27 protein-coding genes and 2 pseudogenes are annotated in these 26,674 nt (G+C 72.3%); 10 read left to right on the top strand and 19 right to left on the bottom strand.

Features of this window, described 5'->3' with window-relative positions; translation table 11 throughout:
- Positions 1-65 precede the first annotated feature (65 nt).
- The 6 genes and pseudogenes from ACIQMV_RS20155 to ACIQMV_RS20130 all read right to left on the bottom strand — a co-directional run bounded on the left by ACIQMV_RS20155 (position 66) and on the right by ACIQMV_RS20130 (position 4,497).
- Complete coding sequence (locus ACIQMV_RS20155; protein WP_402594337.1) at positions 66-662, bottom strand: hypothetical protein; 597 nt, start codon at positions 660-662, stop codon at positions 66-68.
- Positions 616-1,854: an amidase family protein gene (locus ACIQMV_RS20150; RefSeq protein WP_402594494.1), complete on the bottom strand. Its 1,239-nt coding sequence runs from the start codon at positions 1,852-1,854 to the stop codon at positions 616-618. The genes ACIQMV_RS20155 and ACIQMV_RS20150 overlap by 47 nt, the downstream gene beginning before the upstream one ends.
- A 94-nt stretch (positions 1,855-1,948) precedes the next feature.
- The gene (locus ACIQMV_RS20145; RefSeq protein ID WP_141367398.1) at positions 1,949-2,506 is read right to left on the bottom strand and encodes a pyridoxamine 5'-phosphate oxidase family protein; all 558 of its coding nucleotides are present in this window, start codon (positions 2,504-2,506) and stop codon (positions 1,949-1,951) included.
- 203 nt (positions 2,507-2,709) lie between these two features.
- Positions 2,710-3,669: a DUF5996 family protein gene (locus ACIQMV_RS20140; RefSeq protein ID WP_402594335.1), complete on the bottom strand. Its 960-nt coding sequence runs from the start codon at positions 3,667-3,669 to the stop codon at positions 2,710-2,712.
- Between the two features lie 159 nt (positions 3,670-3,828).
- A pseudogene (locus ACIQMV_RS20135) lies at positions 3,829-3,965 on the bottom strand (alpha/beta fold hydrolase); the annotation flags it as partial.
- 31 nt (positions 3,966-3,996) lie between these two features.
- Entirely contained in the window at positions 3,997-4,497 is a 501-nt protein-coding gene (locus tag ACIQMV_RS20130; protein ID WP_402594333.1) for a DUF1772 domain-containing protein, read from the bottom strand.
- A 302-nt stretch (positions 4,498-4,799) separates the two neighbouring features.
- Here ACIQMV_RS20130 and ACIQMV_RS20125 point away from each other — a divergent pair, with 302 nt between their 5' ends.
- Both ACIQMV_RS20125 and ACIQMV_RS20120 read left to right on the top strand, forming a co-directional pair.
- Positions 4,800-5,456: a class I SAM-dependent methyltransferase gene (locus ACIQMV_RS20125; RefSeq protein WP_402594332.1), complete on the top strand. Its 657-nt coding sequence runs from the start codon at positions 4,800-4,802 to the stop codon at positions 5,454-5,456.
- A gap of 263 nt (positions 5,457-5,719) precedes the next feature.
- Positions 5,720-5,896: a hypothetical protein gene (locus tag ACIQMV_RS20120; RefSeq protein ID WP_402594330.1), complete on the top strand. Its 177-nt coding sequence runs from the start codon at positions 5,720-5,722 to the stop codon at positions 5,894-5,896.
- A gap of 28 nt (positions 5,897-5,924) precedes the next feature.
- On the opposite strand, the gene ACIQMV_RS20115 is transcribed toward ACIQMV_RS20120, so the two are convergent.
- Together ACIQMV_RS20115 and ACIQMV_RS20110 are read right to left on the bottom strand one after the other, a co-directional pair.
- The gene (locus ACIQMV_RS20115; protein ID WP_402594329.1) at positions 5,925-7,415 is read right to left on the bottom strand and encodes a glycosyltransferase family 39 protein; all 1,491 of its coding nucleotides are present in this window, start codon (positions 7,413-7,415) and stop codon (positions 5,925-5,927) included.
- Positions 7,416-7,451: 36 nt separating this feature from the next.
- On the bottom strand, positions 7,452-8,309 hold the full coding sequence (locus tag ACIQMV_RS20110; RefSeq protein ID WP_402594327.1) for a polysaccharide deacetylase family protein: 858 nt from the start codon (positions 8,307-8,309) through the stop codon (positions 7,452-7,454).
- Positions 8,310-8,614: 305 nt separating this feature from the next.
- On the opposite strand from ACIQMV_RS20110, the gene ACIQMV_RS20105 reads away from it, so the two are divergent.
- Together ACIQMV_RS20105 and ACIQMV_RS20100 are read left to right on the top strand one after the other, a co-directional pair.
- Positions 8,615-8,980, top strand: coding sequence for a response regulator transcription factor (locus ACIQMV_RS20105; RefSeq protein WP_402594326.1), 366 nt, complete (start codon positions 8,615-8,617; stop codon positions 8,978-8,980).
- Between the two features lie 95 nt (positions 8,981-9,075).
- Positions 9,076-9,507: an SRPBCC family protein gene (locus tag ACIQMV_RS20100; protein ID WP_141367915.1), complete on the top strand. Its 432-nt coding sequence runs from the start codon at positions 9,076-9,078 to the stop codon at positions 9,505-9,507.
- A 24-nt stretch (positions 9,508-9,531) separates the two neighbouring features.
- On the opposite strand, the gene ACIQMV_RS20095 is transcribed toward ACIQMV_RS20100, so the two are convergent.
- Entirely contained in the window at positions 9,532-10,266 is a 735-nt protein-coding gene (locus tag ACIQMV_RS20095) for a response regulator (protein ID WP_402594324.1), read from the bottom strand.
- Positions 10,263-11,585 carry a sensor histidine kinase gene (locus ACIQMV_RS20090; RefSeq protein WP_402594323.1) on the bottom strand — a complete coding sequence of 441 codons (1,323 nt, stop codon included), beginning with the start codon at positions 11,583-11,585 and terminating at the stop codon, positions 10,263-10,265. The genes ACIQMV_RS20095 and ACIQMV_RS20090 overlap by 4 nt, the downstream gene beginning before the upstream one ends.
- A 331-nt stretch (positions 11,586-11,916) precedes the next feature.
- On the opposite strand from ACIQMV_RS20090, the gene ACIQMV_RS20085 reads away from it, so the two are divergent.
- Both ACIQMV_RS20085 and ACIQMV_RS20080 read left to right on the top strand, forming a co-directional pair.
- Positions 11,917-12,489 (top strand): heme-binding protein, encoded by a 573-nt coding sequence (locus ACIQMV_RS20085; protein ID WP_402594492.1) that lies wholly within the window; start codon positions 11,917-11,919, stop codon positions 12,487-12,489.
- A gap of 255 nt (positions 12,490-12,744) precedes the next feature.
- Positions 12,745-13,395, top strand: a complete 651-nt coding sequence (locus ACIQMV_RS20080; protein ID WP_402594321.1) for an ankyrin repeat domain-containing protein — start codon at positions 12,745-12,747, stop codon at positions 13,393-13,395.
- A gap of 107 nt (positions 13,396-13,502) precedes the next feature.
- Here ACIQMV_RS20080 and ACIQMV_RS20075 read toward each other — a convergent pair whose 3' ends face one another.
- The 4 genes from ACIQMV_RS20075 to ACIQMV_RS20060 all read right to left on the bottom strand — a co-directional run bounded on the left by ACIQMV_RS20075 (position 13,503) and on the right by ACIQMV_RS20060 (position 15,793).
- Entirely contained in the window at positions 13,503-14,015 is a 513-nt protein-coding gene (locus ACIQMV_RS20075; RefSeq protein ID WP_141367416.1) for a nucleoside deaminase, read from the bottom strand.
- Positions 14,016-14,024: 9 nt separating this feature from the next.
- Positions 14,025-14,525, bottom strand: a complete 501-nt coding sequence (locus ACIQMV_RS20070; protein ID WP_402594319.1) for a nucleoside deaminase — start codon at positions 14,523-14,525, stop codon at positions 14,025-14,027.
- A gap of 83 nt (positions 14,526-14,608) precedes the next feature.
- Positions 14,609-15,079 (bottom strand): cyanase, encoded by a 471-nt coding sequence (gene cynS, locus ACIQMV_RS20065; protein WP_141367420.1) that lies wholly within the window; start codon positions 15,077-15,079, stop codon positions 14,609-14,611.
- A 120-nt stretch (positions 15,080-15,199) separates the two neighbouring features.
- Positions 15,200-15,793, bottom strand: coding sequence for a carbonic anhydrase (locus ACIQMV_RS20060; RefSeq protein ID WP_402594317.1), 594 nt, complete (start codon positions 15,791-15,793; stop codon positions 15,200-15,202).
- 124 nt (positions 15,794-15,917) lie between these two features.
- Here ACIQMV_RS20060 and cynR point away from each other — a divergent pair, with 124 nt between their 5' ends.
- The 3 genes from cynR (at position 15,918) to ACIQMV_RS20045 (ending at position 18,474) form a co-directional block, all read left to right on the top strand.
- Positions 15,918-16,829 carry a transcriptional regulator CynR gene (gene cynR, locus ACIQMV_RS20055; RefSeq protein WP_402594315.1) on the top strand — a complete coding sequence of 304 codons (912 nt, stop codon included), beginning with the start codon at positions 15,918-15,920 and terminating at the stop codon, positions 16,827-16,829.
- Positions 16,830-17,059: 230 nt separating this feature from the next.
- Positions 17,060-17,353 (top strand): SCO4225 family membrane protein, encoded by a 294-nt coding sequence (locus tag ACIQMV_RS20050; RefSeq protein WP_141367426.1) that lies wholly within the window; start codon positions 17,060-17,062, stop codon positions 17,351-17,353.
- 197 nt (positions 17,354-17,550) lie between these two features.
- Positions 17,551-18,474 carry a GNAT family N-acetyltransferase gene (locus ACIQMV_RS20045; RefSeq protein ID WP_402594490.1) on the top strand — a complete coding sequence of 308 codons (924 nt, stop codon included), beginning with the start codon at positions 17,551-17,553 and terminating at the stop codon, positions 18,472-18,474.
- On the opposite strand, the pseudogene ACIQMV_RS20040 reads toward ACIQMV_RS20045, so the two are convergent.
- A pseudogene (locus tag ACIQMV_RS20040) lies at positions 18,455-19,697 on the bottom strand (hypothetical protein); the annotation flags it as partial. The gene ACIQMV_RS20045 and the pseudogene ACIQMV_RS20040 sit on opposite strands and share 20 nt — an antisense overlap.
- 10 nt (positions 19,698-19,707) lie before the next feature.
- Entirely contained in the window at positions 19,708-21,486 is a 1,779-nt protein-coding gene (locus ACIQMV_RS20035) for an MOSC domain-containing protein (RefSeq protein ID WP_402594313.1), read from the bottom strand.
- Positions 21,487-21,879: 393 nt separating this feature from the next.
- Between ACIQMV_RS20035 and rox the strand changes: the two genes are divergently transcribed.
- The gene (gene rox, locus ACIQMV_RS20030) at positions 21,880-23,316 is read left to right on the top strand and encodes a rifampin monooxygenase (protein ID WP_402594311.1); all 1,437 of its coding nucleotides are present in this window, start codon (positions 21,880-21,882) and stop codon (positions 23,314-23,316) included.
- Between the two features lie 107 nt (positions 23,317-23,423).
- Here rox and ACIQMV_RS20025 read toward each other — a convergent pair whose 3' ends face one another.
- From ACIQMV_RS20025 to ACIQMV_RS20015, 3 genes are all read right to left on the bottom strand, one after another.
- Positions 23,424-24,320: an RNA polymerase sigma-70 factor gene (locus ACIQMV_RS20025; RefSeq protein ID WP_402594310.1), complete on the bottom strand. Its 897-nt coding sequence runs from the start codon at positions 24,318-24,320 to the stop codon at positions 23,424-23,426.
- Between the two features lie 351 nt (positions 24,321-24,671).
- Positions 24,672-25,877, bottom strand: a complete 1,206-nt coding sequence (locus ACIQMV_RS20020; RefSeq protein ID WP_402594308.1) for an NAD(P)/FAD-dependent oxidoreductase — start codon at positions 25,875-25,877, stop codon at positions 24,672-24,674.
- 183 nt (positions 25,878-26,060) lie between these two features.
- Positions 26,061-26,576 carry a CGNR zinc finger domain-containing protein gene (locus ACIQMV_RS20015; RefSeq protein ID WP_402594307.1) on the bottom strand — a complete coding sequence of 172 codons (516 nt, stop codon included), beginning with the start codon at positions 26,574-26,576 and terminating at the stop codon, positions 26,061-26,063.
- Positions 26,577-26,674: the final 98 nt, after the last annotated feature.

The following is a 26,674-nucleotide window of genomic DNA, read 5'->3' as shown; positions in this document are numbered from 1 at the left end:
CGACCGCCAACGGGTCGGAGGGAGGCACCGGGTGTGGCCGCCGCGAGGAGCTCGGGGAAGACGGCTCAGAACTTGCCCGTCTGCTCCGCCGTTCGGTGCCCCAGCCGCCGGCTGAACTCCGCGCGGAAGCCGGCGGAGAGCGGTGGCCACCCCCAGAAGTCGAAAGCGAGGGCGCCCACCGCGAAACCGGAGTCCCACCGCCACTCGGTGACCGGGACCGAGGCACCGCAGGCGGAGCAGGGGACACCGCCCTCACCCGTGTCCTTCCAGGCGGCGATGCCGTCCCGGAACGGCCGCCAGACCTCCTCGTCCGCCTCGCACTCCTCGGGGTAGCCGATGATCACGGTCCTGGTCTCGCACCGCGGGCAGACGGCGTACTCCGCTTCGTCCATTCCCTGACCCCCGCAGTGGTGGTCGCGTCCGACGATCACGGCCACCGCGCCCGGCCGCCAGTCCGGGTCCGAGGAGTCGGCGACGGCCCGCGCCCAGTCCGGGCCCGGCACATGGCCCTCATCCACGTTCAGGCTGTACACCCCGTCGCCGGACGTCTCACGCGTGATCAGGCCCTCGGTGACCAGCCAATCGACCATCCGATCCGCGAGCGGCCCGGCCTCCTCACCGCTCACCTCGACGTCGACGATCCGCTCGAAGAAATCCCCCATCGCCCCTCCACGCCTCTCGATCGTTGTCCGTCACTGTGCCACCACCCTCCGACAACGCCGCGCCACCGGCTCGGGCTCCGACACCACCCCCGAGCGACCGGGGGACGGCGCCCAGCCGGGTGGCGCGGTCGGCGATGCCGAGGAGCTGTCGCTCCTCGTGGTGGCGGGCGACGAGCTGGAGACCGACAGGCGCTCCCTGGGCCGTGATCCCTGCCGGAAGGCTGAGCGCTGGATGACCGCTGAGGTTGAACGCCCAGGTCAGGGCAACGCTCATCCGTGCCCCCGGCCCGTCGTGGCCGTGCGGCGGGTGGGGTGTGGTGGGTGTGAGGACGAGGTCGGCTCGCTGGAAACAGTCGCGCAGTCGCTGCTCGTTGGTGCTGACGACCCTGCTGGCACCCTCGGTCGGGGAAGGCACCCCCGCGCGAAGCGCCGTCCAGGCCGAGGCGGGGTCGGCGAGTATCAGGCCGGAGCCTTCGGTCAGGGTGATCAGTCCGGCCTCGGCGAGGTTCTCCGCCGAGCGGCGGGCGACGGCCGCGACCGCCGGATCGGTGTCCGCGTATCCCAAAGTGGCCGACCAGACCGCGGGGAGCGGGTACGTGGAGCGGACGGCCGGCACCGGCGACTCGGTCACCGCGTCGAGATGGGCGAGGGCGTCCCGCGGGTCGCCCACCAGGACGCCGGGCGAGTTCAGACCCGCCCGGTCACGGGCCGGGAGCAGGCCATTGGTGGGCTTGAAGCCGACGATGCCGCACCACGCGGCGGGGATGCGCACCGATCCGGCGCCGTCGGACCCACTGGCGAGGGGCACGAGTCCGGCGGCGACCGCGGCCGCCGAACCCGCGGACGAGCCGCCGGGTGACCACGCCGGATCGAGCGGGTTGAGGGTGGGACCCCGGTCCGTGTGCCCGTAGGTCTGCCAGCCGCGGCTGGTACGCGGCACCGAGGTCGCACCCACCGGCACGCACCCGGCGGCCACCAGCCGGGTGTTCTGGAAGGAGCCGGGGCCTTCGCTCGCCTTGACGCCGATCGGCACACCCGCGAGAGGCAGTACGGCGCCGCGGGCGAGCCGCGCGTCGACGCCGGCCGCGTGCGCGAGTGCCCGCTCGGCCCAGACCTCGGTGAACGCGCGTACGGCGTCGTCGACTTCGGCGATCCGGGCCAGGGCGGCCTCGACGACGTCTACGGCCGTCATGTCGCCGTGCCGCACATGACGGGCGATGTCCAGGGCGGACAGGTCCGCGTACTCGCCGGTGCCGATCACCTGCGTCCTTCCTGCTCGGACTTGCTCAGAACCTCCACCGCGTATGGGTGTACACCCCGTCGTCCCGGCCGAATCCGTACGCCGTTGCCGGAGCCACCGCGAACACCACCGCGTCCCCCTTCCGGAACGCGTCCCCGATCCCGTGGAAGGTGCCCTCGGGGGAGGTGATGTGCGGCCCGTACTTGGCTTCGTACGCCGCGATCACCTCCTCCAGCAGCGCCGGATCGGCAACCTGTTCCGCCTTGCCCTCGACCACGAGGTCGAGCCCTTCGGTGAGCGAGTTTCCCCCGGTCGTCAGTGCGCAGTGCGCGTCATGAGCGAGGTTCCTCGCCTTCTGTTCCCCCGGGCCGGTGGAGAAGTACAGCACCCCGTCGTGCCAGGCAGCGATCACGGGAGTGACGTGCAGCCGGCCGTCGGGCCGCACCGTGGACACCCAGAAGATCTCTGCGGACTTCAGCACCCGCTGGGCCGTGGTCCACTCGGTGGCGGTGACCTCCGTGGCACCCGGGCGGGGATGCAGTGCGGAGCTGTAGCGGGCGTCGAACTCGGTCGTGGGTTGCTTTGAGGTTCCCTGTGTCGGCATGACGGATCTCCTTTCCCTCACCCATAACGACCGGCGGCCCGCGCCGAAATCATCGCTGCTCGGCTGCGGGTGCCGCGTGGCTGCCTCATCGAGGTGGGCCAGGCGACGGGTCTGCTCAAGGGCGAGCCGGCGCGCGCCGAGGCCTGACGGGCGTGGTGACCGGGTGGACCCGCCGACGTGCGGCGCGCGACCGCCGCTGAGCCTCAGCCGGAGACGGGGCGGGGCGTCTGGGCCCGCAGTTGCGGGTCCGTCACCCCGCCCGGGCAAGCGAGCGAGTCGATCGGCCATCGGGCGCGCCGGGCACCGGCCCGGTACGCGCTCTCGTAGAAGGCGAGCACGGCGGCACGCGGGTCGTTCTCGGTGCGGACCTCGTCGTACGGCAGTACGGCCAGGTGGCTGTCGATGCGGGCGACCCAGTGCGCCGCCGCGGGCCGGAGCGGCTCCTCGGCCAGGTGCGCCGGCTCGGGAGCGGTGTAGGAGTAGAACGCGGGCGCGGGGAAGGCGTCGTCGCCGAACCAGAAGCCGAAGCTGATCACCTCCCGGGAGTACGCCTCCCGGGTGACCGGGTCCACCTGCCGGGGCTGCTCGATGCGACGGTCGGAGAACCGGGTGTGCGCGATGTCGAAGGTGTGCCAGAAGTGGTGCACCGGGCTCACCTTCCCCGAGTACCCCGCGGCGAATTCCTCCAGCACCGACGCCACCTGGCTGAGCACTCGCCAGTAGCGGTTGGCCTGCGCGGGATCGTATGTCGCGTGCTCGGTGTCCTCGGCGAACGGCCGGCCGGAGTCGGGCAGGTCGAAGGGCGTGGGCACGTTGAGCCGCACCCGGATGCCCAGCGCGGCCAGCGAGTCCATGACCGCGTCGTGGAACGACGCCACGGACCGGCCGACGAGCGGGAAGGAGATCTCCCGCCCGTCCAGCGTCGAGACGACCAGCCGATGCGCGACGAAGTCGAAGTCCATCGTGAAGATGGGGTTGCCGTCGACCTGTCCCATCGGGCGCGTCGTGATACCGCGCCCCGTGAGGTGGAACGAGACGTTCCACCAGTGGTTGCGCCGGGTGCCGGCGGCGAGGCGGACCTTTCCGACGATCTGCGCGAAGCGATGGAGCGTCTCTTTGGTGTCGCGCCACTCGGCGAGGGGGATCGGCGGAAACAGCTCCATGGTCATCACCCTTCTTGTGCGGCCGACGCTCCTGACCACCGGACCGGGGCCTGGATGACCATGATGGCCACGCCGGGCAGGTGTGGCATCTCGGCAAGCCCCCTCTCGACGTCGAGAGTCATGGCCTGACGGGCGCGAGATCGTCGAGGAAGTCCCGGGTACGAGCGCGCGGACCCGGTCGGGATGCGCGGCGGCGGTGAGCGCGGCCGTGTGCCCGCCCAGGGACTGGCCGGCCAGTACCGGCTGTCGCAACGCCAGCCGGTCGGCAACGGCATGACATCGGCGACGTACGCGGCACCAAGCCGCGCGGATCCCCCGTCGATCGCCTCAGTGGGTGGAGCGGCCGTGCAGGACGAGAGCCCAGGCCAGGCAACCGAACGCGCCCGTGGAGGTCACGGCGCGGACGATGTTCCAGGCGACCCAGCCGGGCTCGAAGCGCTCCCTTACGGCGGCGAGGTCGTCGATGCGGTCCGGTTGGCCGGCGGCGGCCAGCTCGTCGTTGAGGGGGACGTTGACCGCCGCGGTGATGACGAACATCGCCAGATACAGCGCCAGCGCGGCGATGACGAACACGAAGACCCCGCGATCGCCGCCGGACCACTGTGCGACGGCGGCGAGTGCGAGCGCGAGGATCGCCCCCAGGAAGCACGTCATGAACCATCCGTTGAGGATCGCCTTGTTGATCTGCTGCATCGCGGTGACGAACGTGCGGTCGTCACCGCGGCGCAGACCGGGCATGACGGCGTAGGCGAAGCCCGCGAACAGACCGGCCATCAGGCCTGTGGCCAGGGTGGCCGCCAGCAGGGAAGGGGTGGCGAGTGCACTCACGTCATCTCCTCGTGCAGGTGACCGGTGCCGACACCGGTGCCGATGCCGACCGGATTCCGTTTGACGCTCAGTTCCCACTCCGTTTGAAGCGCTGTGCGGCACGCCCACCGCTCGAACGCTCCGATCCGCCGGTTCCTGCCCACCCTTCCCCCGTTTCAGCACACCATCAGATCAATAGGCGGATCACTCTAGAGGGTGCCTGTGACAAGCGTCAGCAGGTCGCTTGTGTGGTGTGCTGGGTCGGAACACATGCTCGCGACGACCACCAGGCACCGCCCCTGACACGAATCCGGTGATCCGCCATGGCCCCACAGGTCAGCCACCCCGTCTTCGCCCGCTTCTACGCCCGTGTCGCCGGCCCCGGCCTGGAGAGGGCCGGCATCACGCGGTACCGGAAGCGCCTGGTGGCGGGTCTGTCCGGCCGGGTCATCGAGATCGGCGCGGGCAATGGACTCAACTTCCCGCACTATCCAGCCGAGGTGAGACGCGTCCTGGCCATCGAGCCGGAGCCCCGGCTGCGCGCCCTGGCCGCGGAAACGGCCCGCACCGTGCCCGCGGAGGTGGAGGTCGCGGACGGCCGGGCCGAGCAACTTCCGGTGCCCGACGCCTCGTTCGACGCGGCCGTCGTATGCCTCACCCTGTGCTCGGTGGCAGACCAGGCGGCGGCACTGGCCGAGATCCACCGCGTCCTGCGGCCCGGAGGCCACCTGCGGTTCCTGGAGCACGTCCAGGCAGACACACCGGGGATGCGCCGCGTCCAGCGCGCCGTGGACGCGACCTTCTGGCCCCTGCTGTGCGGAGGCTGCCACACCGGCCGCGACACCCGGTCGGCCATCGTCGCGGCCGGGTTCACTCTCACCGAGGCGGAGAGGTTCGCCTTCCCCGAAACCCGTATCCCCCTGCCGACCGCCACCCACATCCTCGGCACGGCCCAGCGCCCCCGCGAGGAAGAGCACTGAACGTGCGCCGCCAATCTCGCCCGTGGGCGTGGTGCCGATCGCGGCCGTGTCCCCGGCGACGCGCCGGGCACCGGGGGCGACCACGGCTTCGCCGGGGCCACGCTCCCGGTCCGCTCGCGGCCGAGGCCGTCCTGCCATGCCCGGACGGCCTCGGCGGCGGCCGTGTACTCGTCGCCCACGGTGAAGCCGGTGTGGCCGAGCCTGGCCAGGTTCCTCTCCAGCATCGCCACGTCCTTGCGCTCACTGCCCACACGGAGCGTGCGGTGCAGCGGAATGCAGCCGTACAGCAGCGGCACCTTCCGGTCGTCCACGCTGTACACGGACTCGCCGCGGCTGACGGTGTCGCCCTCGCCGCGGTGCACGACGCCGACCTGGCCGCCGAGCCGGGCCCCAGGCGGGGCCTGTCCATCACGGTGGCGCTGCCCGTCGCCGGGAACTGAGGTGCCCGGACCCGGACTCGGCAGTGGCTCAGTAGTAGTGGCGCAGAGACGGCCACAGCCTCGACCACGGCGCTGTCGTCCCCGAGCACAGGGCGACCGTGGCGTGCTGTTCCTCGTTGGGCACGCCGTGCCGGTTGTCGACCTGGGCGACCGGGCGGCAGCCGGTGAAGAACTGTTCGATGCCGGACGCGTTTTGCTGCCGTACGAGGAGTACGGGGCCGTTCGCGGTGTCCGGTGGCCGGCGCCAGTCGGCGTAGCTCATGTGCCCCGAGTAGGGCCGGGGCAGGCCGCGTTCGGGGCCGTAGCGGTCCAACGCGCCTGCCTCGCCGTAGTTCTGCGTGAAGACCACGGCACGCGCACGGTCCTCGGCCGGTACGGCGGACCATGCCTCGCTGACCGTGTCCGCCAGGGCCTGCCAGCCGATCTGCTCGCCCTGCTCCTTGTTCATCGCCAGCGGGACGCCGAGCGCGCTCGGCGGCAGCACCGGCAGCGTCACCATCGCGTTGATCACCGCAGTCACCGCCACGGCGCTCGCCAGGAGCAGGGCGCGCGACCGGGATCGCAGCCAGTCGGCCAGCGGCTCGCAGCCCGCCACGAGCAGCACCACGAGCAGCGGGACCGCGTAGTACCCCTTGCCGCCGAGCCCCAGCACCAGCAGACACAGCAGCGGATACGCCACCGCCGCCGCCCGGGCCCAGCGCAGCGCCGGATCACGCCACAGCCGCAGCCAGCCGGTGACCCACACGGGCACGAACAACGGTGAGAGATAGACGAGTTGTTGCGGCAGGAACAACAGCCGGTTCTCCGCCCCGTCGTCCTGGCTGATCCCGCCGGCGACGGTCAACTGGGGCCAGCCGTGGTGGGCTTGCCACCACAGACCGGGCGAGGCCACCACCAGGGCGACCAGCGCGCCCACCGGCAGCCACCCGCTGCGCAGCACCCGCCGTGGCCCCACGGTCAGGATCGACGCGAGCAGTACGACGACCAGCAGCGCCACCAGGTACTTGTTCAGCAGACCGACGCCGACGGCCGCACCGAGGGCGAGCCACCACCGCCCGTCGCCGGTGCGGAGCAGCCGCAGCACCAGCCGGCAGATCACCAGCCAGGCGAGCAGATCGAAGGTGGCGGTGGAGAGCATGTGCCCGACGGCGAGCGCCTGAGCGCTCAGACCGGCGAGTCCGGCGGCCAGCGCCTGGGCCCGCCGCCGGCACCCCAACTCCCGTGCGACGAGGGTCGCCACGACGATGTAGGCGGCGAAGGCGAGGGCCGCCGGGACGCGCAGTCCGGCCGGGGTGTCGCCGAAGACGGCTCGGGCCGCGCGGGCCACCAGCGGAGTCAGCGGCGGCTGGTCCACATATCCCCAGGCGGGATGGTCGCCCGCGGCGAGGAAGTACAACTCGTCGCGGTGATAGCCGTACCGCCCGGACAGCGCGGTCAGCGCCGAGGCGAAGGCGACGGCCACCGACACGACAGGAAGGGCGGCGAACGACGGCAGCGCGCGTTCCGGTTCCGACGTCATCAGACCCCCCTTGGCTCACCGTACTGAAGGGGGCCGTCACCGGTCGAGAGGCCCGTCGCGGTACACCTCACCGGGCCGGGGCCCGGCGGGGGAGAGGAGCCGGGTGACGGTGACGAAGGTGTAACCGCCGGCGCGGAGGCCGGAGATGATGCCGGGTATCGCGGCGACCGTGCCGTTGTAGCCGCGGCTGGAGGGGTCCACCCGGTCGTGCAGCAGGATGATCCCGCCGGGGCCGGTGCGGGCCAGGATCCGGCGGGTGATGAGCGCGGAGTCGGTGGTCTCGTAGTCGGACGCGGTGGCGCTCCACAGGACCTGCGCCATGCCGAGTCGCCGGCAGATCGCTGCGACGGCCGGGCTCGTACGGCCCTGCGGCGGGCGCAGCAGGACGGGCCGGCGGCCGATGACCTTCGCTACGGCATCGCGGCCCCGGGTGATCTCCTTGCGTGCCTCGGCCGGGCCGATCCCGGTGAGGATCCGGTGGGACCAGGTGAGGGTCTCCACCTCGTGGCCTTCCGCGGCCATCCGCCGGACCGTTCCCGGATATGCGACGACGTGGTCCCTGCCCAGGGTGAAGAAGGTGGCGCGCACGCGGTACCGGCGCAGGATGTCCAGGATCCGCGGGGTGCGGACGCTCGGCGAGTCGTCGAAGGTGAGCGCCACGCATCTCGTCCGGCGGCAGTCGACGGACCCGCCAGGGCTCCGGGCGGCCCAGGTCTCGGCCCCGGCCGCCGCGCCGCTCGCCGACGACACCCGCGTCATGGCTCCGGCCCGCGGCGCGAGGCTGCCGTCACCGCAGCCGGACAGGGCCAGCGCCAGCGCCGCCGCGGTCACCAGTGCGGTCGGCGCGCGCGTCCGGTGCGCCGCCCCGGACGCGTTCCGCTCGCGCTGTTGCACGCGGCGATCCCCGTCCGGCGGCCAAGGGTCCGGCGGCGCAGGGCTCCGGGCCCGCTCGGGCCGGAAGACATCCCGACGGGATGGACCAGCCATACGGGGAGCGTAGCCCGGGCGTGCCCTGCGGGCACCCGGAGCCGGATGCGGCTGTGCGTCCGTCAGCGTTCCGCCGGTCGGTGAACGGCGTGACCGGCCCGGTGGACGAACGCCGGTGGCAGATTGGGCCACACCACCGGGGTGCGCTCCACCGTGGCGAAGTGGCGGCGCAGTTCCGAGGCGAACCGGCGGGCGGGCGGGGTCCAGGCCGCGTGGCAGTGGGCGAAGGTGGTGAAACGGCCGCGCGGCCCCAGCACCTGGGCGACGGCTTCGAGAGTGTCCGCTTCCCCGGCGCGGCCCCGCCCTCCGTCATCCGCCGCCTCGTGGAGCGCTTCGTCCTGCCCGAGGCCCGCCCCGCCGAGCGTGAGCGGCTGTCGCGGCTGACCGAGCGCGAGCGTGAGGTGCCGGCCCTGGTCGCCCGGGGGCTGAGCAACGCGGACATCGCCGCTCGCCTCTTCCTCGGCGAGACCACCGTCAAGACCCACCTCGGCCGCCTGCTGTCCGAGCTGGGCCTGCGGGACCGCGTCCACGCGGTCATCTTCGCCTACGAGAGCGGCCTGGTCCGGGTGGGCGCCTGACTCGCGGCCTTCTGCTCAGGACCCCGGCCCACCGGAGCGGGGCGCACACTGGAGGCAGAAGGACGCGCGTCGTGAGCCGAACCGTGGAGGTAGCCATGAGCACCCTCGAAGAACACATCGACGTCGGAGTCCCCGTCGACAGCGCCTGGGACAGCCTTCACCGGGTGGAGAACTATCCCCGCTTCATGGACGGCGTGCGGGACGCCCGTGCGGAGGCCGGGGGCCGTGCCCAGTTGGACATCGAGGCGGGCGGGCGGGCCCGGCAGATGGAAGCCGAGGTCTCCGACCGCGCCGGGGACCGCGTGATGGAGTGGCACACCACGGGAGACCCGGAACTGAAGTGCTCCCTCAGCCTGCACCCCATCGACCAGGGAAACACCCGGATCCAGGCACGGCTGGAGTACGACCCAGACACCGTCCGGGAGGCCTTCGGCGGCCCCAGGGGATTCGCCCAGGCCAACGCGATCGAACGGCTCGTCCGCAGCGATCTGGAACACTTCCGGGAGTACGCCGAACACAGCCGGTGAGCGGCAGGAAGATCCAAGGAAGACTCAGGGAAGACCCGTGAGCGAGCCGCGCCGTGCTCGTCGGGGCAGCAGGCGCTGTTCCTTGGCGACGGCCATGGCGCCCGCACGGGTGTCGACGCCGAGCTTGCCGTAGATGCGCCCCAGGTGCGTCTTGACGGTGGCCTCGCTCAGGAAGAGGGCCTTGGCGATGTCCCGGTTGGTCAGCCCGCGGGCCAGCTGGCCGAGTATGTCGAGCTCGCGGACGGTGAGTTTGGGGCGCGGGCTGCGCATGCGGGTCATGACCCGGTGGGCGACGGGAGCGGACAGGGCGGTGCGGCCGGCGGCGGCGCTGTGGATGGCCGTGAACAGCTCGTCGGGGCGCTCGGCCTTGAGCAGGTAGCCGGTGGCGCCCGCCTCGATGGCACGGGTGATGTCGGCGTCGGTGTCGTACGTGGTCAGGACCAGCACATGGACCGAGCCGCCGGAGTCGGCGGTGATGCGGCGCGTGGCCTCGACTCCGTCCATTCCGTCGCCGAGTTGCAGGTCCATGAGAACCACGTCGGGGACCAGCTTCGCGGCGAGCGCGACGGCCTCCGCGCCGCTGTCCGCCTCGCCCACCACGTCGATTCCCGGGGCGCTGCCGAGCAATGCGCGCAGCCCGGCGCGGACCACGGCGTGGTCGTCGCACAGGACGAGCCGTACGGTCGCCGGTTCGGTGCCTTCGGCGGGCTCGGCGGGCTCGGCGGGCTCGGCGGGCTCGGTGGGTTCGGTCCGGTTCATGGAGTGGGGACCTCCGCGGTAGTGGGACGGTGCGGGACGGCCGCGGAGACGACGGTGCCGTCACCGGGCGCGGACTCGATGGTGAGGGTGCCACCCAGCTGGCCGACCCTGGCCCGGATCGCGGGCAGGCCGTGTCCGCGGACCCCGACGGCGCGCTCCGGCAGCGCGGCGGTGTCGAAGCCGCGGCCGTTGTCGGCGATGTCCAGCCGGACCTGGTCCTCCAGGTGGGTGAGCGTGAGGGCGGCCCGGGTGGCACCGGAGTGCTCCCGGACGTTGGCGAGGGCGCCCTGGGCGATGCGCAGCAGCGCGGACTGCACCCGGTCCGGCAGCCCGTACGGTCCCGGTGTGCCGTCGACGACACAGGTCACGGTGAGTTCGGGCGTGCTCTCGCGGGTGGCCAGGACCCGCAGGGCCGACTCCAGGCCGCCGCCCTCGGCGAGGTCGGCGGGCGCCAGGTCGTGCACGAACCGGCGAGCCTCGGCCAGGCTGCTCTCGGCGATCGACCCGGCGGTGCGCAGATGGGCGCGGGCCCGCGCCGGTTCGGTCTCCCACAGCCGGTCGGCGGCCTGGAGGAGCATCCGCTGGCTGGACAGGCTCTGCGCGAGGGCGTCGTGGATCTCCATGGCCAGCCGCTGGCGCTCGGCGAGAGTGCCCTCGCGGCGCTCGGTGGCGGCGAGTTCGCGGCGGGTGCGCACCAGGTCGCGGATCAGGGCGGCCTCCCGGGTCGTCTGCCGGTCCATGTAGGTGAAGACCGCCGTCGCCAGGGCGGCGACGGCCGGGGGACCGATCACCAGGTCCACGTCGAGCCGGTCGGCCAGCCGCAGTTGCGCGACGACCACGAACGCGGTGAAGAACGTCACCAGGGTGTACGCGGCGGGCGTCGGCAGGGTGCGCAGCGCGGTGTAGAACAGCGGCACCGCGCACCAGGCGAAGCTGGGCGCCAGGGCGACCAGTACGGCCCACACACCGACGAGCGCGCCCAGCCACAGCAGCCCGGTGAGGGGAGGCCGTCCGCGGCCCGCGGAGGCCGAGCCCGGGGAGGAGGGCGAATCCGTCCCGGGGACCGCCGCCGTTCCCGAGGCGGTCGCGCCGGCCGCGGCGACCGCCCTGCGGTGGCCGACGACGTACAGCACGGCGAGGACGCCGGCCAGGGCCAGGACAGCCGGCACCTGGGGCTGGGCGTTGTGCCGCTGGACGTACCGGAACAGGGCGGAGCCGAGCAGCAGGAAGAACGCCAGGTGGATGACGAACGCGAGCCTGCGGGACTCGTTGTCGGCGGTGGCCGGGCCGGCCGGGGAAGGCCGGTTCCTGGACGGCATGGGCTGTTCCTCCCCGGCCGGGACGTACGGACATGGCTGTGGCTCGGCGGCGGGCGGGTCTCGGCGCGGCCTCGGCGGAAAGGTCCCGAGCTCGGAGAACACTGCCATTGTCGCCCGGGCGGCACGGCAGGGGGTCAACCGATCGGTTGACCCCGACGTCCGCCGTTCCACGCGCCGGAAGCAGCCGGTACGTCGACGGTCCGGCGTGCCGAGCCGGTCGAGAGTGGAGGCACGGCGCAGGAAGCGCCGAGTCCTCCGACACCCGCTCAGGTACGGCCGATCCGGCGGTCCGGGTGCCGGGGAACGTGACATGACTGGAGAGGTATCCGTGATGCAGCACAAGGCCAAGAAGTTCTCCGCCCGCGCCAAGGCCATCACCTCCGTGGCGGCCGTGGCAGCGGTCGGTGCCTGTGTGGTCGGAGCGGTGTCCGCCTCCGCCGACACCCCGGCCACCGCTCCGGTCGCGGCCGTGGCCGCGGTGAAGACCAAGGCCACGACCACCAGCACCCACCTCACGGCCGACGCCGCCGCCGACGCCGCGCTGGCGGCGCTGAAGGCCGCCCAGAAGGAGGGCCAGCGGGTGACCGTCGCGGTGGTGGACCGCAACGGCAACACGATCGTCACCCTGCGCGGCGACGGTGCCGGCCCGCAGTCCTACGACTCGGCGATCAAGAAGGCGTACACCGCGGTCTCCTGGAACGCGCCCACCTCCGAGCTGGTCAAGCGCCTGGACTCGGCACCGACCCTGAAGGACATTCCGGGCACGCTGTTCCTGGCGGGCGGCGCCCCGGTCGCGTACGACAACGCCCCGATCGCGGGCATCGGCGTCGCGGGCGCCCCGTCCGGCGACCTGGACGAGAAGTTCGCCCAGGCCGGTGTCGCGGCGATCAGCAACGGGCGCTGACCTCATGCTGTAGCACCCCCGAGTGACCGGCGTACCCGAGTGAGTGGCGTCCCCGAACCGGTGGGCACTCGGCCACCGCGGCGCGCGGGGGCATTCGCCCCGCGCGCCGCGGGTTCCGGCTTCTCCCGCCCTCCCGGCCTCTCGCCCACCACCCTTTTCCGCTCCTCTGCTTTGCTTGTCGTCCTTGTCGTCCTTGTCGTCCTTGTCGCCGCCGTCGTCCCGTTGTCCGTTGCCACCCTGTGGAGGAGTTCCGTCGTGGCCAAGAAGTCGCTTTCCCCGACCGACCGTGCCCTGCTGGACGCCGCGCACCACGGCGAAGCCGCCGCCGTCCGCGAGGCGCTGGCAGCCGGCGCCGACCGTGAGGCACGTGACGAGCAGGGCCGTACGCCCCTGTTGCGAGCGGCCCTCGCCGACGAGGTGGAGGCGGCCCGGGTGCTGGTCGACGCGGGCGCCGACGTGAACGCGCAGGACGACCACCTGGACAGCGCCTGGCTGGTCACCGGGGTCACCGGAAGCGTGGCGATGATGCGCGCGCTGCTGCCCGGCGGGCCGGACCTGAAGCTGACCAACCGGTTCGGCGGGGTGTCGGTGATCCCGGCGAGCGAGCGCGGTCACGTGGCCTACGTACGGGCCGTACTGGCCGAGACCGGCATCGACGTCGACCACGTCAACCGGCTCGGCTGGACGGCGCTGCTGGAGGCGGTGATCCTCGGTGACGGCGGACGCACGCATCAGGAGGTCGTGGAGGTGCTGCTCGGGGCGGGCGCCGACCCGCCGCTGCCGGACGCCGACGGGACGACGGCCCGCGCCCACGCCGAACGCCGTGGCTTCCGCGGGATCGCGGCCCTGCTGCGCGAGGCCGAAGCGCAGGCGGACCCGGACCACGGCACGGCCGAGCGACGATGAGCGGGCATGCCGGTCACCGCGCCCGCACCGCGGTGGACGCGGTGCGGGCGCGGTGACCGGACGCGCGCCGGGCATGGACACCCCGGCCGCGCCCTCCAACCCTGCTGTCAGGAAGCGGCCGTGCCCGGCCGGCCGACGCGGAAGGCGCGGTGCAGTTCGCGGAGGCGGTCGGTCAGGGCCGGGACGGGGCCCTGCACCGTCAGGCCGGGCACGACGTCCTGGATCGGCAGGCAGCGCACCGGAGACGGCGGTACGCCCAGTTCGGCCAGCCAGTCGGTCAACTGGGCGGCCGAGTGGGCGTAGACGATCCGGCCGAGGCCGGCCCAGCCGTGGGCGGCCGCGCACATCGGGCAGTGCTCCCCGGAGGTGAAGACGGTGGCCTCCGCGCGCTGCCGCTCGGTGAGATGGGCGGTGGCCCAGCGGACCAGCTCGAACTCCGGATGCCGGGTGTTGTCGTCCAGGCTGTGCACCCGGTTGCGGTCCTCCGCCAGGACCTGCCCGTCGGCACCGACCAGGACCGAGCCGAACGGCTCGTCCCCGGCCCGCACCGCCTCGGCGGCCAGCTCGACCGCGCGCTCCAGATGCCGCAGCTCGGCGGCGTTCGGTTCGATGAGGGACATGGCTGCTCCTCAGGCCGCGGTGGGGGCGCCGGGGACACGGCGCTCGCCGCCGTTGTGCTGCTGCCAGAGCTGGTAGACCTCGACCGCGGCGTCGCGCGGCTCGTAGCGCATCGGCAGCCGGCGCTCGTCCCAGTTCTTGGCGAACTCCTCGTAGAAGTTGTCCAGTTCGAAGTACTTGCGGTCGTCCACGTAGTGCGGCTCGTAGGCGTCCCGGGTGGTGAGGAAGACCACTTCGTCCGGTGAGCAGTAGTAGAGCGACCCCAGGCACATCGGGCACGGTTGGGCGAGCACGTAGATCGTGGCGCCGACGAGGTGCTCGGTGCCCAGCTTGGTGCACGCCTCGCGGATGGCGAGGATCTCGGCGTGCGCCGTGGGGTCGTTGGTCTGGGCGACCCGGTTCGGGCTCTCGGCCAGGATTTCGCCGTCCTTGACGATGACGGTCGCGAACGGGCGGCCGCCCTCGGCGACGTTGCGGCGGGCGATGTCGATGGTGCGCTGTGCGAAGTCCATCAAGGGTGTCCTTCCGTAGGAGGAGGAAGCCGGGGCGGACGGGCGGGCCCGCACCGCCCCGGAGCCGTTCCGATGGGGGCGGATCAGAAGGGCTTGGTGGGCAGGTACTTGCCGTCCAGGGTGATCACCGCACGCTCGCCGCCCTCGGGGTCGGCGACCTTCTTCACGTCCAGCTTGAAGTTGATCGCGGAGATGATGCCGTCACCGAACTGCTCGTGCACCAGGGCCTTGAGCGTGGTGCCGTACACCTGGAGCATCTCGTAGAAGCGGTAGATGGTCGGGTCCGTCGGGATGCCGCCGGGGATCGACCCCCGGGTCGGGATCGTCTGGAGCAGCGCGACCGCGTCGGCGTCCAGGCCGAGCAGCTCGCCGACGGCCTGGGCGGCCGGCTCGGGCAGGGCGTGCTGGCCGAGCACGGCGGCGGTGGTGAAGGCCACCGACAGGCCGGCCGCGTCCGCGATCTGCTGCCAGGTGAGGTCCTTGCGGATCTTGGCCTCGACGGCGGTGATGGCGATGGCCTGCCGGGCGGTGGGGTCGAACTGGGCGTGCGGCATGAGGGGTTCCTTTCGGGGTTCAGAGATCAGGGGGTGGGGGACACCCTGGGGGCACCCGGTCGACTGCGACGTGGCAGGCCGGGGCGATGGGGGGCCGAGGTCCGTGGGGCCGGACCGCCGTCAGGCCGCGGACGCGGTCGCCTGCGGTGCGGCGCCGACGTTCTCGACGCCTCCGGTGGCGATGTCGTAGACCCAGCCGTGCAGGGTGAGGGCGCCTTCGGTCAGACCGCGGGCGACCGAGGGGTGGGTGACCAGGTTCGCCAGCTGGGCGAGCACGTTCTGGCGCACCAGGGCGGCGACGTCCCCGCGGACGGCGGTACGGGCGCGGGAGGCGTCCGCGTGCCGCAGCCACTGGGCGACCGCCGGCACCCCGCGCAGGTCGTGGGCCTCGGCGAGGGCCGTCATGGCGCCGCAGCCGGAGTGCCCGCACACCACGATGTCGGACACGCCGAGGACGGCCACGGCGTACTCGATGGCCGCCGCCACGGCGTCGGGGCCCGGCGTGTGGGACGGGACGAGGTTGCCCGCGGTGCGGACGACGAACAGCTCGCCCGGTTCGCTGGCCGTGATCAGCTCCGGGACGACGCGGGCGTCGGAGCAGCCGATGAACAGCGTGTGCGGCGTGTGGTTCTCGGCGAGGTGGGCGAACAGGTCCGCCTTGGCGGGGTGGACGTCCCGCTGGAAACGCGTGACGCCCTGGGCGAGGTCGCGCATGAGTCACTCCCTTCGTTGGGTTCCGGCCTGCCGGACTCGGTGAATCCACCATGCATGACCTGGTCCTATAGAGTCCAAGACGCAGTACCCATGTCTCCCATTGCCCGTATCTATAATCGTTCCCATGGCTCTGGAACTGCGTCACCTGCGCTACCTGCTCGCCGTGGCCGAGCACGGCAGCTTCACCCGCGCCGCCGAAGACCTGCGCATCTCCCAGCCCACGCTCTCCCAGCAGGTCCGGCAACTGGAGCGGACCGTGGGGGTGCCGCTCCTCGACCGCAGCGGCCGCACCGTGCGACTGACCGACGCCGGCGAGACGTACGCGCGCCACGCCCGCCGCGCCCTGCGGGACCTGGAGGCCGGACGGCGTGCCGTCCAGGACGTCCAGGACCTGACCCGGGGCCACCTGCGCCTGGCGGCGACGCCGACCTTCACCTCCTATCTGGTGGGCCCCCTGGTCGCCGACATGCACGCCCGCCATCCCGGCATCACCTTGGACGTCAAGGAGATGACCCAGGACCGTATCGAGTCGGCCCTGCTCGCCGACGACCTCGACCTCGGCATCGCCTTCTCCGGCTCCCACCTTCCCGGCGTCGTGGCGCAGACCCTGTTCACCGAGACCCTGAGCCTCGTCACCGGCGCCACCGACCCGGGGGCGGGCCCGTCCCGGCCGCTACCGGTCAACGAGCTGAGCAATCAGCAACTCGCGCTGCTGAACGGCGACTTCGCCACCCGGAGTCATATCGACGCCCACTTCGCGACCCACAGGGTGCAACCCCGCATCGTGGTGGAGGCCGACTCCGTCCAGGCCCTCGTCGAGATCGTGCGGCGCACCCCGATCGCCACCGTGCTTCCCGACGCCATCACCCACGACCACCCGCACCTGCGCCCCGTCCCCCTCGAACCCGCCCTGCCCGCACGCACCGTCACGCTGCTGCGGCGCGGCAGCAGCTACCAGAGCGCCGCCGCCCGCGCCTTCACCCGTCTCACCCAGGACCTCGTCCGGGCCCGCGGCTACACCGACGCCCCGCAGTGACGTCCCGGGCCGGGTGTCCCGTACAGCACAGGAGCGGCGGACCCGCTCCCCGCTCCGAAGGACGCCGGCCCGGACCGCACACCTCGGACCGCCGGGCACTTGTCACCCAAGGGCGGCGTACTCAGGCAGAACTGAGTAGGCGTACCGAGGCCGGGCCGTCCCCTCCGACGTGATCCTTGGACCGCGGGCGATCCACGGTGGACCCCGCCACGGCAGTGAGGAGACGCACCATGACGGCGGCATTGCAGGGACCGGCCGGCTACGAGCGAGGGCGCGTCGCGGCGTGGCTCGCGGGCGGCTACGCGGCGACCATCGTCGGGTTGGCACTCTGGATCGAGGCGCTCGTCCTGTTCGGCGACCCGGGGTTCTCGGGTGTCTGGCTCATCTGGGCGGCGCTGCCCCTCTCCGTCCCGATCACCGCACTGCCGGTCACGGGCGGGGTGTACCTCCTGCTCCTGACAGCAGGGGGTCTCGTCCAGGCCTGGGTGCTGTGGAGGGTGCTGCGGGGGAAACAAGTGAGGTGAGTCGAGGCGCGGTTGCACGCTACAGTCGAACCCCCACCACGAGGGTGGGGGACCGCGACAGCGAAAGGAGGGACAAGCCCATGATCGCCATCATCTCCGCGCTCGAGTCCTCCCGGGGTGCCGGCCATCTCTGACCCCGGAGCGGACGGGCGCTTTCACCGGAGCGTGCCTTGACCGTGATTCAGAACGACCTGACCATGCGTCCGATCACCGGACGCGAAGAACTCGACCTCTTCCGCCGACTGCCCTACAGCCTCAACGAGGAACTGGCGGACGACCTCGCCGCCGGCCGCCGACGCCCGGAATGGATGTGGGTCGCCATGCACGGCGACCGCCTGCTGGCCAGAGCGGCCTGGTGGAGCCGTCCAGGCGGCGACGCACCACTGATCCTGGACATCCTCGACATCGACGACGGCATCCCGAGCCCCGATCGTGTGGACATCGGGGTGCGACTTCTGCGCACCGCGATGGCGGCCACCCTCCCGGACGGGTCGCGTCCCCCCGAGTACAGCCGCTTCATCCCGCCGGACTGGCGTGAGAAGGCGCTGACCAGGCAAGGCGTCGAGGAGCGCATGACGGTGCTGGAACGCACCGGCGCGCGGCTCTTCGTCGAACGGCTGCGTCTGGAATGGCGTCCCGAATCGCCCGTCCCCGGGCCCGGCGGGCGCCTCGCGTTCCGACCCGTCCACGACGCCGGGGAACTCGTTGACCTGATGACCTCGGTCCTGGACGGGACGCTGGACGCACACGGCCGGAACGACCTGACCCGGATGTCCACCCACGAAGCGGCCGTCAAGCACTACGAGGGCGAACTCGCCCGCTACACCAGCCCGCGGGACTGGTGGCGCGTCGCGACCCTGCCCCACGGAGAGCCGGTGGGATTCGTCATCCCGGCCCACAACGGCTACAACCCCATCCTCGCCTACATCGCGGTCCTGCCCGCCCATCGCGGCAAGGGCTACATCGACGACATCCTCGCCGAGGGCACCCGTGTGCTCGCCGAGCAGGACGTCCCCCGCATCCGGGCGTCCACCGACCTCGGCAACACCCCCATGGCGCAGGCCTTCCACCGCGCCGGCTACGTCAATTTCGAACGCGAGATCAACATGACCTGGAGCTGACCTGGGCGGGGGCACCTACGAGGGTGCCCCCGCCCCACTCGTCCGGCTCGCTCAGCCGATGGAGACGACATGCGCCCAGCGCGGCGGGGTGGCCTGCCTCCGCCCGTCCCACGCCCGAGGCGTTCCCGTCCCCGGCCGCACCGGCACCGGGGTGCGTGGCGAAGAGCCCCGAGCGGAAGAGCCCGTGGTCGATGCGGCGGGCCGCGGCCGACTCCAGTTCCTCCCGGAGCGGCCCGTCGCGCAGGACCGCGGCGGGGCCGAGCAGTCCCTCGACCACGGCCAGCGCCCCGGCGACGTCACCGTGACCGAGCCGTTCCCGGACCGCCGGAAGCGCCTCCGGACTGCGGTGCACCGTGTCGATCGCCCGCAGGCACGGCAGCGCGGGCCCGCCGAGCGCCACCAGCAGCTCCTCCCGGCGCAGTTGGGCCGGATCGTGGTCGACGGCCGTCAGCACCCCGTCCCGCAGCGCGATCCGGGACCTCGCCGCGGCATTCCACCCGGTGCGGATCGCCGGGCTCGGGACGGGCACCGGCCACCGGTACCGAGCCGCACGTCGCCAGTACCGCGGCGACGAGCGGATGCAGTCGCTCGGCCGCGAGCAGCCCGGCGCCCAGCAGCTCCAGATCCGGCAGGACCCGGGCGGCCGCCTCCGGCAGCACCGGAAGCGCCGCGACCTCCTGCGGCGGCAGCGCCTCCCGCAGTGGCCGGAACGTCGGGGCGTGACTGTCGTCGGGGGCCACGAGTTCGAGCACGGTGCGGCTCCGCGCGCCGAGCCGCACCGTGAAGGCCCCGCGGGGGCGCCGTTCGGCCCGCAACAGCAACTCCGCCTCGGCAGCCCAACCAGCCTCCGCCCACGGGGAATCGTGGACGATGGGCAGGCCGGGCGGTGTCATCGAGGATGCACCGCACCGCCGTGCCAGTTCCCCACTCCGCCCGGAGTCCCAGAGATGCCGGTGCAGGTCGAGCCGGAAACGCCGGTCGGGGTGCGGGTGCGGGTGCGGGAGGTGCTGCCTGGAGGCTTCGTTGTCGGACCCCTCCCACAGGGCCAGGGACATCCACTGCCCGGCGTCCGCCCGGGCCGGTGGCGTCCGCACCACCAGTTGCAGTGGCGCGCGGCCGGAACTCCGGTAATGCGCGAGGGAGATGGTGAGGCCGGGCCGCAGCCGCCCATCGGGGGCGATCCTGGGCATGTGCCAGCGGAGCAGATCAGGCGCGTCGCGACGCCGGGCATGACTAGAGGTCGAGGACGACTTCGGTGGTCGGTCGGCTGCAACAGACGAGGACGGTGCCGGCTTCGGGGAGTTCGAGGGGCGGGGTGGTGTAGGTGACGTCGCCCGCCATGAGGTGGGTGACGCAGGTGTGGCAGACGCCGGAGCGGCAGGACCAGCGGGTGGGGATGTCGCAGGCTTCGGCGAGGTCGAGCAGCGAGGCGTGGGACGGTGACCACGGGGTGCTGACGCCGCTGCGGGCGAAGGTGATGAGGGGGCCGGTGCCCTTGGGGCCGGGCGGCTGGTGCGGCCGGACGGCGGCGGTGGGCGTGACGCCGGGGTTGATGGCGGGAAGGGCGCTGAACTGTTCCGTGTGGATCCGCTCCGCGCGCAGACCGTGATCGCGCAGGTAACCGCCGAGGTCCTTCATGAAGGCGGTGGGCCCGCAGAGGTAGGCGTCCGCGTCGGTGGGGATGTCCAGGGCCGCGAGCGCCGGAGCGGTCGGGCGGCCCCGGGTGATGTGGTGCTCGCCCGGGGGCGGGGTGTCGGAGGTGTAGTAGATGTGCTCGTGGGCGTCGGGGAGTTGTGCCAGGAGGGCGTGGGTCTCGGCCGCGAACGCATGGTGGACGCGGTCGTGCGCGGTGTGGATCCACCAGACGGGGCGCGGGTCCCGCGCGGACGCGAGCCGGTGGAGCATGGCGAGTACGGGAGTCGCGCCGATCCCCGCGGAGATGAGGGCGATCGGGCGGGTGCCTGCTTCGAGTACGAACGTTCCTCGGGGACTTGCGATGTCCACGAGGTCCCCGGAGCGCAGCGTGGCATGGATGTAGCCGCTGACCTTCCCACAGGATTCGTGCTTGACGCTGATGCGGTAGGTGTGGGCGGTGGCCGCGGTGGCCGCGGTGGCCGCGGAGGACAGGGAGTAGCTGCGCACCGTGGGGACGGTGTCGCCGACGGCGAGCCGGATGGAGAGGTACTGGCCGGGGAGGGCCTCGGGCAGGGGTGTGCCGTCGGCGCTGTCGAGGTAGATGGACGAGACGTCGGGGGTCTCGGGGACGATGCGGGCGACGCGCATGGCCCTGAAGCCCGGCCACCCCGGCTCTTGCCTGGACTGCTGGGTGCTCGCGCGTTCGCCCGGCCATCCAGGTTCTTGTGTGGGCTGCTGGGCCGCGGCGAGTTCGCGGAAGGACTGCTGCCATCCGGGGCTGAGGGCGGGGATGTTCAGCGCCTTGCGCAGCTTCGCGGGGTCGCGGTCGGGGAGGTAGAGCAGCGCGTCGGTGTCGGCGACGCTGAGTTCCCCGGGACCCTTGCGGGTGAGGGTGATCTCGTCGCCGGCCTGGACGTGCCCCTCGGTGAGCACGCGCAGGTAGAAGCCGGGGCGGTGGTGGGCGACCAGCAGGGACGCCATGGTGGGCTCGCCGAGGCGCATGCCGACGCGGTAGCAGGTGACGCGGGGCTGGGTGACCTCGAATTCGGCCTCGCCGATGCGGTACCGGTCGCCGATGCGCACTTCGTCGTCGGGCAGTCCGTCGACGGTGAAGTTCTCCCCGAACATCCCGAAGGCCAGGTCGTCGCGCCCGAGCTGCTTTCGCCAGTACCGGTAGGACTCCGACTGGTAGACGAGGACGGCACGAATCTCGCCGCCGTGCCCGGCCAGATCTCCTTGGCCGTCTCCGTCGACGTTGAGCCGCCGGACCATGCGGGGACCCTCGACGGGGGTCTTCCAGGCTCCGGTGTGAACGGTCCTTCCCTGCCATGAGACGTCGGTGGGCATCCCCACGTTGACGGACAGCAGCGTCGCCATCGCGGACCTCCTGCGGGGTGGTCGGCCGGGGCGGCCGGAGCAGCCCCTCATGGCGCTGTGATCTGTGCGCTGGGATCGATCCTAGTTCTTGGGCCGGCAGGGGGCGCGTTCGTCCACGGTGGACGGGGCGCGTTCGTCCGCGGTGGACAGCGAAGGGCACAGCCAAAGACAAAGGCAAGGAGCACTCACTCCTTGCCACTTTCAACCTATAGCGCACCAGGGGCCTTGCGGCAAGACCCTGGTCGTGCCGCAGAATCTCCACTCGAGGCCAGAATCCGCGGAAACAAGTGATTCGCTAAGTACGTGCACTTTGTCAGCATGCGGGTGTGCGCGCCGCTGGATCGCGCGGGGCGGGCGGCCGGCGGAATCCCATCTCCTTGAACGGGCGTTTTGATGATTGACGTGATCGTGGCCGGCGGCGGACCCACCGGCTTGATGCTGGCCGGCGAGTTGCGGCTGCACGGTGTGCACGTGGTCGTGCTGGAGAAGCTGACCGAGCCGACCGGGCAGTCCCGCGGGCGCGGCCTGCACACGCGCAGCGTCGAGATGATGGACCAGCGCGGTCTGCTGGACCGGTTCCTCGCGGTCAGTGAGAAGTTCCGGTCCGGCGGTTTCTTCGGCGGCATCCACAAGCCGTGGCCGGAGCGGCTGGACACGGCACACCCGTACGGCCTCGCCGTCCCGCAGCCGGTCACCGAGCGGCTGCTCAACGAGCACGCCCTCGAACTCGGAGCCGAGATCCGGCGCGGACACGAAGTGGTCGGGCTGAGCCAGGACGAGGACGCGGTGACCGTCGGACTGGCCGACGGCACGCACCTGCGCTCGCGCTACCTCGTCGGCTGCGACGGCGGCCGCAGCACCGTGCGCAAACTGCTCGGCGTCGGCTTCCCCGGCGAGCCCGCCAAGATCGAGACCCTGCTGGGCGACATGGAGGTGACCGAGGATCCGGCGACGATCGCCGCCGTCGTCACGGAGGTCCGCAGGACACAACTGCGGTTCGGTGCCATTCCCGATGTGGACGGGCACGCGGGGGTGTACCGCATCGGCGTGCCCGCGGACGGCGTGGCCGAGGACCGCGCGACCGCGCCGACCCTCGACGAGTTCAAGAAGCAGCTCCGGGCGGTCGCGGGAACCGACTTCGGGGCGCACTCGCCGCGCTGGCTGTCCCGGTTCGGCGACGCCACGCGGCAGGCCGAGCGCTACCGGGTGGGCCGGGTACTGCTGGCCGGCGACGCGGCGCACATCCACCCGCCGACCGGCGGGCAGGGACTCAACCTGGGCGTGCAGGACGCGTTCAACCTGGGCTGGAAGCTGGCCGCCGAGGTCAACGGCTGGGCGCCGGAAGGGCTGTTGGACAGTTACCACGCCGAACGGCACCCGGTCGGCGCCCGGGTGCTGGACAACACCCGCGCGCAGATGACCCTGCTGGGGACCGATCCGGGTGCGACCGCGCTGCGGGAGCTGTTCTCGAAGCTGATGGACTTCGAGGAGGTGAACCGGTACGTGACCGGGATCATCACCGCGGTCGAGGTTCGCTACGACTTCGGTGAGGGCCACGAACTGCTCGGCCGGCGGCTGCGGGACGTGCGGCTGAAGCGGGGGCGCCTCTACGACCTGATGCACGGTGGACGCGGGCTGCTGCTCGACCGGACCGGCCGTCTTTCGGTGGCCGGTTGGGCGGACCGGGTCGATCATGTCGTGGACGTCGGCGAGGAGTTGGACGCGCCCGCGGTACTGCTGCGGCCCGACGGCCATGTGGCGTGGGTCGGTGAGGCACAGCGGGATCTGCTCAGCCGGCTGCCCAAGTGGTTCGGCGCGTCCGCCGGTTGAGCCGCGCGCGCCGACATGATTGCGCTGATCCTGGAGGCGGGGGGACGACGCCCGAGCCGTCGTCCCCCGGCCTGATGCCACCTGGCGTGGCTGTCGCCCACCGGTCTTCAGCGCAGGGTGAGCGGCGTCTCGGATTCCACGCGGGACAGCTTCTCCGGGTTGCGGACGTAGTAGAGGCCGGTGATGCGGGCGTCCTCGACACGGGCCGCCATGATGCCGTCGATCTCGCCGTCCAGGCGTACGAAGAGCGCCGGGCCGCCGTTGACCAGCGTGGGGTCGATGGTGAGCCTGCCCTGGACCTTTCCGGCACCGCCGACGAACATGCGGACCACCTTCTCGGCGCCGACGACCGGCCGCAGCGCTGCCTGCTTGACGCCGCCGCCGTCGCTCATCAGGACGACCTCGGGGGCGAGCACGTCGAGGAGTCCCTGCAGGTCCCCGGTCTCGAACGCGCGCTGGAACGACTCCAGGGCCGCCCGGGTCTCGCCGGGGGAGACCACCTTGCGCGGGCGGCGGGCGTCCACGTGCCGGCGAGCGCGGTGCGCGATCTGGCGGACGGCCGCGGGGCTCTTGTCGACGGCCGCCGCGATCTCGTCGTAGCCGACCTCGAAGACCTCGCGCAGTACGAAGACGGCGCGCTCCGTCGGCGACAGCGTCTCGAGGACCAGCATCAGCGCCATCGACACGCTCTCGGCGAGTTCGACGTCCTGGGCCACGTCCGGCGCGGTGAGCAGCGGCTCGGGCAGCCAGGGGCCGACGTACGCCTCCTTGCGGCGCTTCATCGCGCGCAGCCGGTTGAGCGACTGCCGGGTCGTGATCCGGACCAGATAGGCGCGTTGGTCGCGCACCTGCGCCAAGTCGACATCGACCCACCGCAGCCAGGTCTCCTGGAGGACGTCCTCGGCGTCGGCAGCCGATCCGAGCATCTCGTAGGCGACGGTGAAGAGCAGGTTGCGGTGGGCGATGAACGCCTCGGTCGCGAGGTCAGTGGCGTGGTCGCTCATGCGTCGACCCTCTCCTTTGCGGACGGCCTTGTCACGGGGGCGTTCAAGCGTGCGTGCACAGCACGGACCTTTGCGTCGGTGGCCGTACGATCCGGCCGGCCCTGTTCGGTGCCCACATGTGCCTGACTGGTGCTGTGGCCGGGAAGGTTTGCCGGGAAGCTCGCGGCGTCCGGTGCTGGGGGCACCTCCCACGCCCTTCGGGCAGTGGGGGAGCCTCGCAAGGCGGAGCATGGCCCGCGTACGGGATGTACTCGGGTGATGCGACAACGCGGCGTGGGGGTACCCCCGGCCGAAGGCTGGGGGAGTGCCGTGCCGGGCGTCGCGAGCCGGTGAACCTTTCCGGTCACAGCACTAGGCTGCCCGTGCGCCGGTAGCCGGCGCCTCGCCGCGCCGGCCCTCCAGCAGCTCCTGGCGCTTGGCGCCTCCCGAGACGCGGTGCAGGCCGTACGAACCGGGCTCGCGTGCCTCGTCGGCCAGGTGCTTGACGATGCCCCTGCACACGAACTCCTTGACCTTCGCGCCGGCGCGACCGCCGATGTGGAACCACAGCGCGACGTCGTGCCTGTGGGCGAACTGGAAGATGCCGGCGCGTCGGCCCAGGCTGATGCACTGGCCGGCGAACACCTGGTTGAGGGCCGAGGGCCGCTCGCCCGTGATCCGGCTGAGCACCGTGTCGGCGGCCCGCGCGCCCAGAGGAATCGCGGCCTGGCAGCTCATTCGCAACGGCAGGTCCGACGGGGCCGCCGAGTCCCCGGCCGCGACGACACGCTCGTCGTCCACGCTCGTCAGCGTCTCGTCCGTGAGCAGGCGGCCCAGGGCGTCGGTGCTCAGCCCGCTGCGCGCGGCCAGGTCCGGCACGCCGAAGCCTGCGGTCCAGACGGTCACCCGGCTCGGCAGCTCGCGGCCGTCACCGAGCCGTACGGCATCGCGGGTCACGGCCGTCACCTCCGTGCCGGGACCGTCGAGCACGGTCACGCCCAGCGCCGCCAGCCGCCCCGCCACCGAGCGTCGGCCCCGGGGGTGCAGGTACGGGCCGAGCACCCCACCGCAGACCAGGGTCACGGTGCGGCCGGCCTCCGCCAGCTCGGCGGCGGTCTCGATGCCGGTGGGACCCGCTCCGACGACCGTCACGGCGTCCGTCGCGGGGGCGGCGTCGACGATCGGCCGCAGCCGCTGCGCCTCCTCCAGGGTGGCGATCGGGTGGGCGAACTCGGCCGCACCGGGCACGCGCGGGTCGGCGCTGCCACTGCCCACCGCGTAGATCAGGTAGTCGTAGCCGACCGTGCCGCCGGCCGCCAGCGTCACGCGGCGCGTGGCCGCGTCGATCCGTGTCGCCGAGTCGACCACCAGCCGGACGCCGTCGGCCAGGACGTCCCGGTAGTCGACGACGGCGTCGTCGGTTCCGCCCACCAGTTGGTGCAGGCGGATCCGATGGACGAAAGTCGGGCGCGGGTTGATCAGCGTCACCGTCACGTCGTCGCGCCGCGTCAGGCGGTTGGCGGCCATGACGCCGGCGTATCCGCCACCGATCACGACGACGTCCGTGTTCTCCACCATGGTGTCTCCTCCGTTTCCAGGGGTTCGGCCTCAAGACACCGCGTGATGGACCGCTGTGACAGCATGTGAGGCGGATCACTGCGCGGACGTGGGGCCGCTCCGGGACACGCGAGTGAAGCCGCGGACGGGCGGCGGGCGGCAGGCGTCGGGATCCGAGCCGCTCGGCGCGCGGGCGAGCCGGTGCTACTCGGCTGCGGCGTCGCGAGTGCGCTGGTAGTGGCGCCGTGCCTTCATACGGTTGCCGCAGACGGCCATCGAGCACCAGCGGGCCTTGTTGGTCTTGCTGCGGTCGATGAGGAAGCGTCGGCACTCGGGGTTGGCGCACGGCCGCAGCCGCCCGGGGATCGTCCGCTGAAGCGCGCTCCACGCCAGGACCGCTTCCACCGCCATCCGGCGCTCCGGAGGGGGGTCCAGCTCCCACGACACCCCCGCGGGCGAGATGCGCGGGCGGGAGGTGACGCCCTTCAGGAGCGGGGCCAGCGACGTGGCGGGCCGGATGCCGCGCACCACGTCCTGGAGGGCGTCCCGCGCCTGCACGAGGCCGCGCAGCTCGTCCTCGGTTCCGCTGCCGCCGTGGGTCTGCTGCCAGGACCTGGCCGCCTCCGGGTCCGCCAGCCGGTCCTGGACGACACCGTTGACCACCGGCGTGCTGTTGAGGAGTTCCAGCAGCGCGTCCTGCCGCTCCCGCTCGGTCGCCATCGCACTCCCTAACCGAATCGGCTCGCTTGACAGGTTACACGCAAGCATCACGTCGACCAGTCGTCGACCGGCCACGGTGAGTAGACACTGTCTACGCC

It is taken from the genome of Streptomyces sp. NPDC091412 (assembly GCF_044756885.1).
GTDB lineage: Bacteria > Actinomycetota > Actinomycetes > Streptomycetales > Streptomycetaceae > Streptomyces.
Note: the sequence above shows the minus strand (reverse complement) of the source record. Positions and strands in the feature narration are given on the sequence as shown.

What these genes read in the sequence shown, in the direction of transcription:
- ACIQMV_RS20155 (WP_402594337.1), bottom strand. Translation starts at nt 662, where the DNA reads ATGGGGGATTTCTTCGAGCGGATCGTCGACGTCGAGGTGAGCGGTGAG.
- ACIQMV_RS20150 (WP_402594494.1), bottom strand. Translation starts at nt 1,854, where the DNA reads ATGACGGCCGTAGACGTCGTCGAGGCCGCCCTGGCCCGGATCGCCGAA.
- ACIQMV_RS20145 (WP_141367398.1), bottom strand. Translation starts at nt 2,506, where the DNA reads ATGCCGACACAGGGAACCTCAAAGCAACCCACGACCGAGTTCGACGCC.
- ACIQMV_RS20140 (WP_402594335.1), bottom strand. Translation starts at nt 3,669, where the DNA reads ATGGAGCTGTTTCCGCCGATCCCCCTCGCCGAGTGGCGCGACACCAAA.
- ACIQMV_RS20125 (WP_402594332.1), top strand. Translation starts at nt 4,800, where the DNA reads ATGGCCCCACAGGTCAGCCACCCCGTCTTCGCCCGCTTCTACGCCCGT.
- ACIQMV_RS20115 (WP_402594329.1), bottom strand. Translation starts at nt 7,415, where the DNA reads ATGACGTCGGAACCGGAACGCGCGCTGCCGTCGTTCGCCGCCCTTCCT.
- ACIQMV_RS20100 (WP_141367915.1), top strand. Translation starts at nt 9,076, where the DNA reads ATGAGCACCCTCGAAGAACACATCGACGTCGGAGTCCCCGTCGACAGC.
- ACIQMV_RS20095 (WP_402594324.1), bottom strand. Translation starts at nt 10,266, where the DNA reads ATGAACCGGACCGAACCCACCGAGCCCGCCGAGCCCGCCGAGCCCGCC.
- ACIQMV_RS20090 (WP_402594323.1), bottom strand. Translation starts at nt 11,585, where the DNA reads ATGCCGTCCAGGAACCGGCCTTCCCCGGCCGGCCCGGCCACCGCCGAC.
- ACIQMV_RS20085 (WP_402594492.1), top strand. Translation starts at nt 11,917, where the DNA reads ATGCAGCACAAGGCCAAGAAGTTCTCCGCCCGCGCCAAGGCCATCACC.
- ACIQMV_RS20075 (WP_141367416.1), bottom strand. Translation starts at nt 14,015, where the DNA reads ATGTCCCTCATCGAACCGAACGCCGCCGAGCTGCGGCATCTGGAGCGC.
- ACIQMV_RS20070 (WP_402594319.1), bottom strand. Translation starts at nt 14,525, where the DNA reads ATGGACTTCGCACAGCGCACCATCGACATCGCCCGCCGCAACGTCGCC.
- cynS (WP_141367420.1), bottom strand. Translation starts at nt 15,079, where the DNA reads ATGCCGCACGCCCAGTTCGACCCCACCGCCCGGCAGGCCATCGCCATC.
- ACIQMV_RS20060 (WP_402594317.1), bottom strand. Translation starts at nt 15,793, where the DNA reads ATGCGCGACCTCGCCCAGGGCGTCACGCGTTTCCAGCGGGACGTCCAC.
- cynR (WP_402594315.1), top strand. Translation starts at nt 15,918, where the DNA reads ATGGCTCTGGAACTGCGTCACCTGCGCTACCTGCTCGCCGTGGCCGAG.
- ACIQMV_RS20050 (WP_141367426.1), top strand. Translation starts at nt 17,060, where the DNA reads ATGACGGCGGCATTGCAGGGACCGGCCGGCTACGAGCGAGGGCGCGTC.
- ACIQMV_RS20045 (WP_402594490.1), top strand. Translation starts at nt 17,551, where the DNA reads ATGCGTCCGATCACCGGACGCGAAGAACTCGACCTCTTCCGCCGACTG.
- ACIQMV_RS20035 (WP_402594313.1), bottom strand. Translation starts at nt 21,486, where the DNA reads ATGGCGACGCTGCTGTCCGTCAACGTGGGGATGCCCACCGACGTCTCA.
- rox (WP_402594311.1), top strand. Translation starts at nt 21,880, where the DNA reads ATGATTGACGTGATCGTGGCCGGCGGCGGACCCACCGGCTTGATGCTG.
- ACIQMV_RS20025 (WP_402594310.1), bottom strand. Translation starts at nt 24,320, where the DNA reads ATGAGCGACCACGCCACTGACCTCGCGACCGAGGCGTTCATCGCCCAC.
- ACIQMV_RS20020 (WP_402594308.1), bottom strand. Translation starts at nt 25,877, where the DNA reads ATGGTGGAGAACACGGACGTCGTCGTGATCGGTGGCGGATACGCCGGC.
- ACIQMV_RS20015 (WP_402594307.1), bottom strand. Translation starts at nt 26,576, where the DNA reads ATGGCGACCGAGCGGGAGCGGCAGGACGCGCTGCTGGAACTCCTCAAC.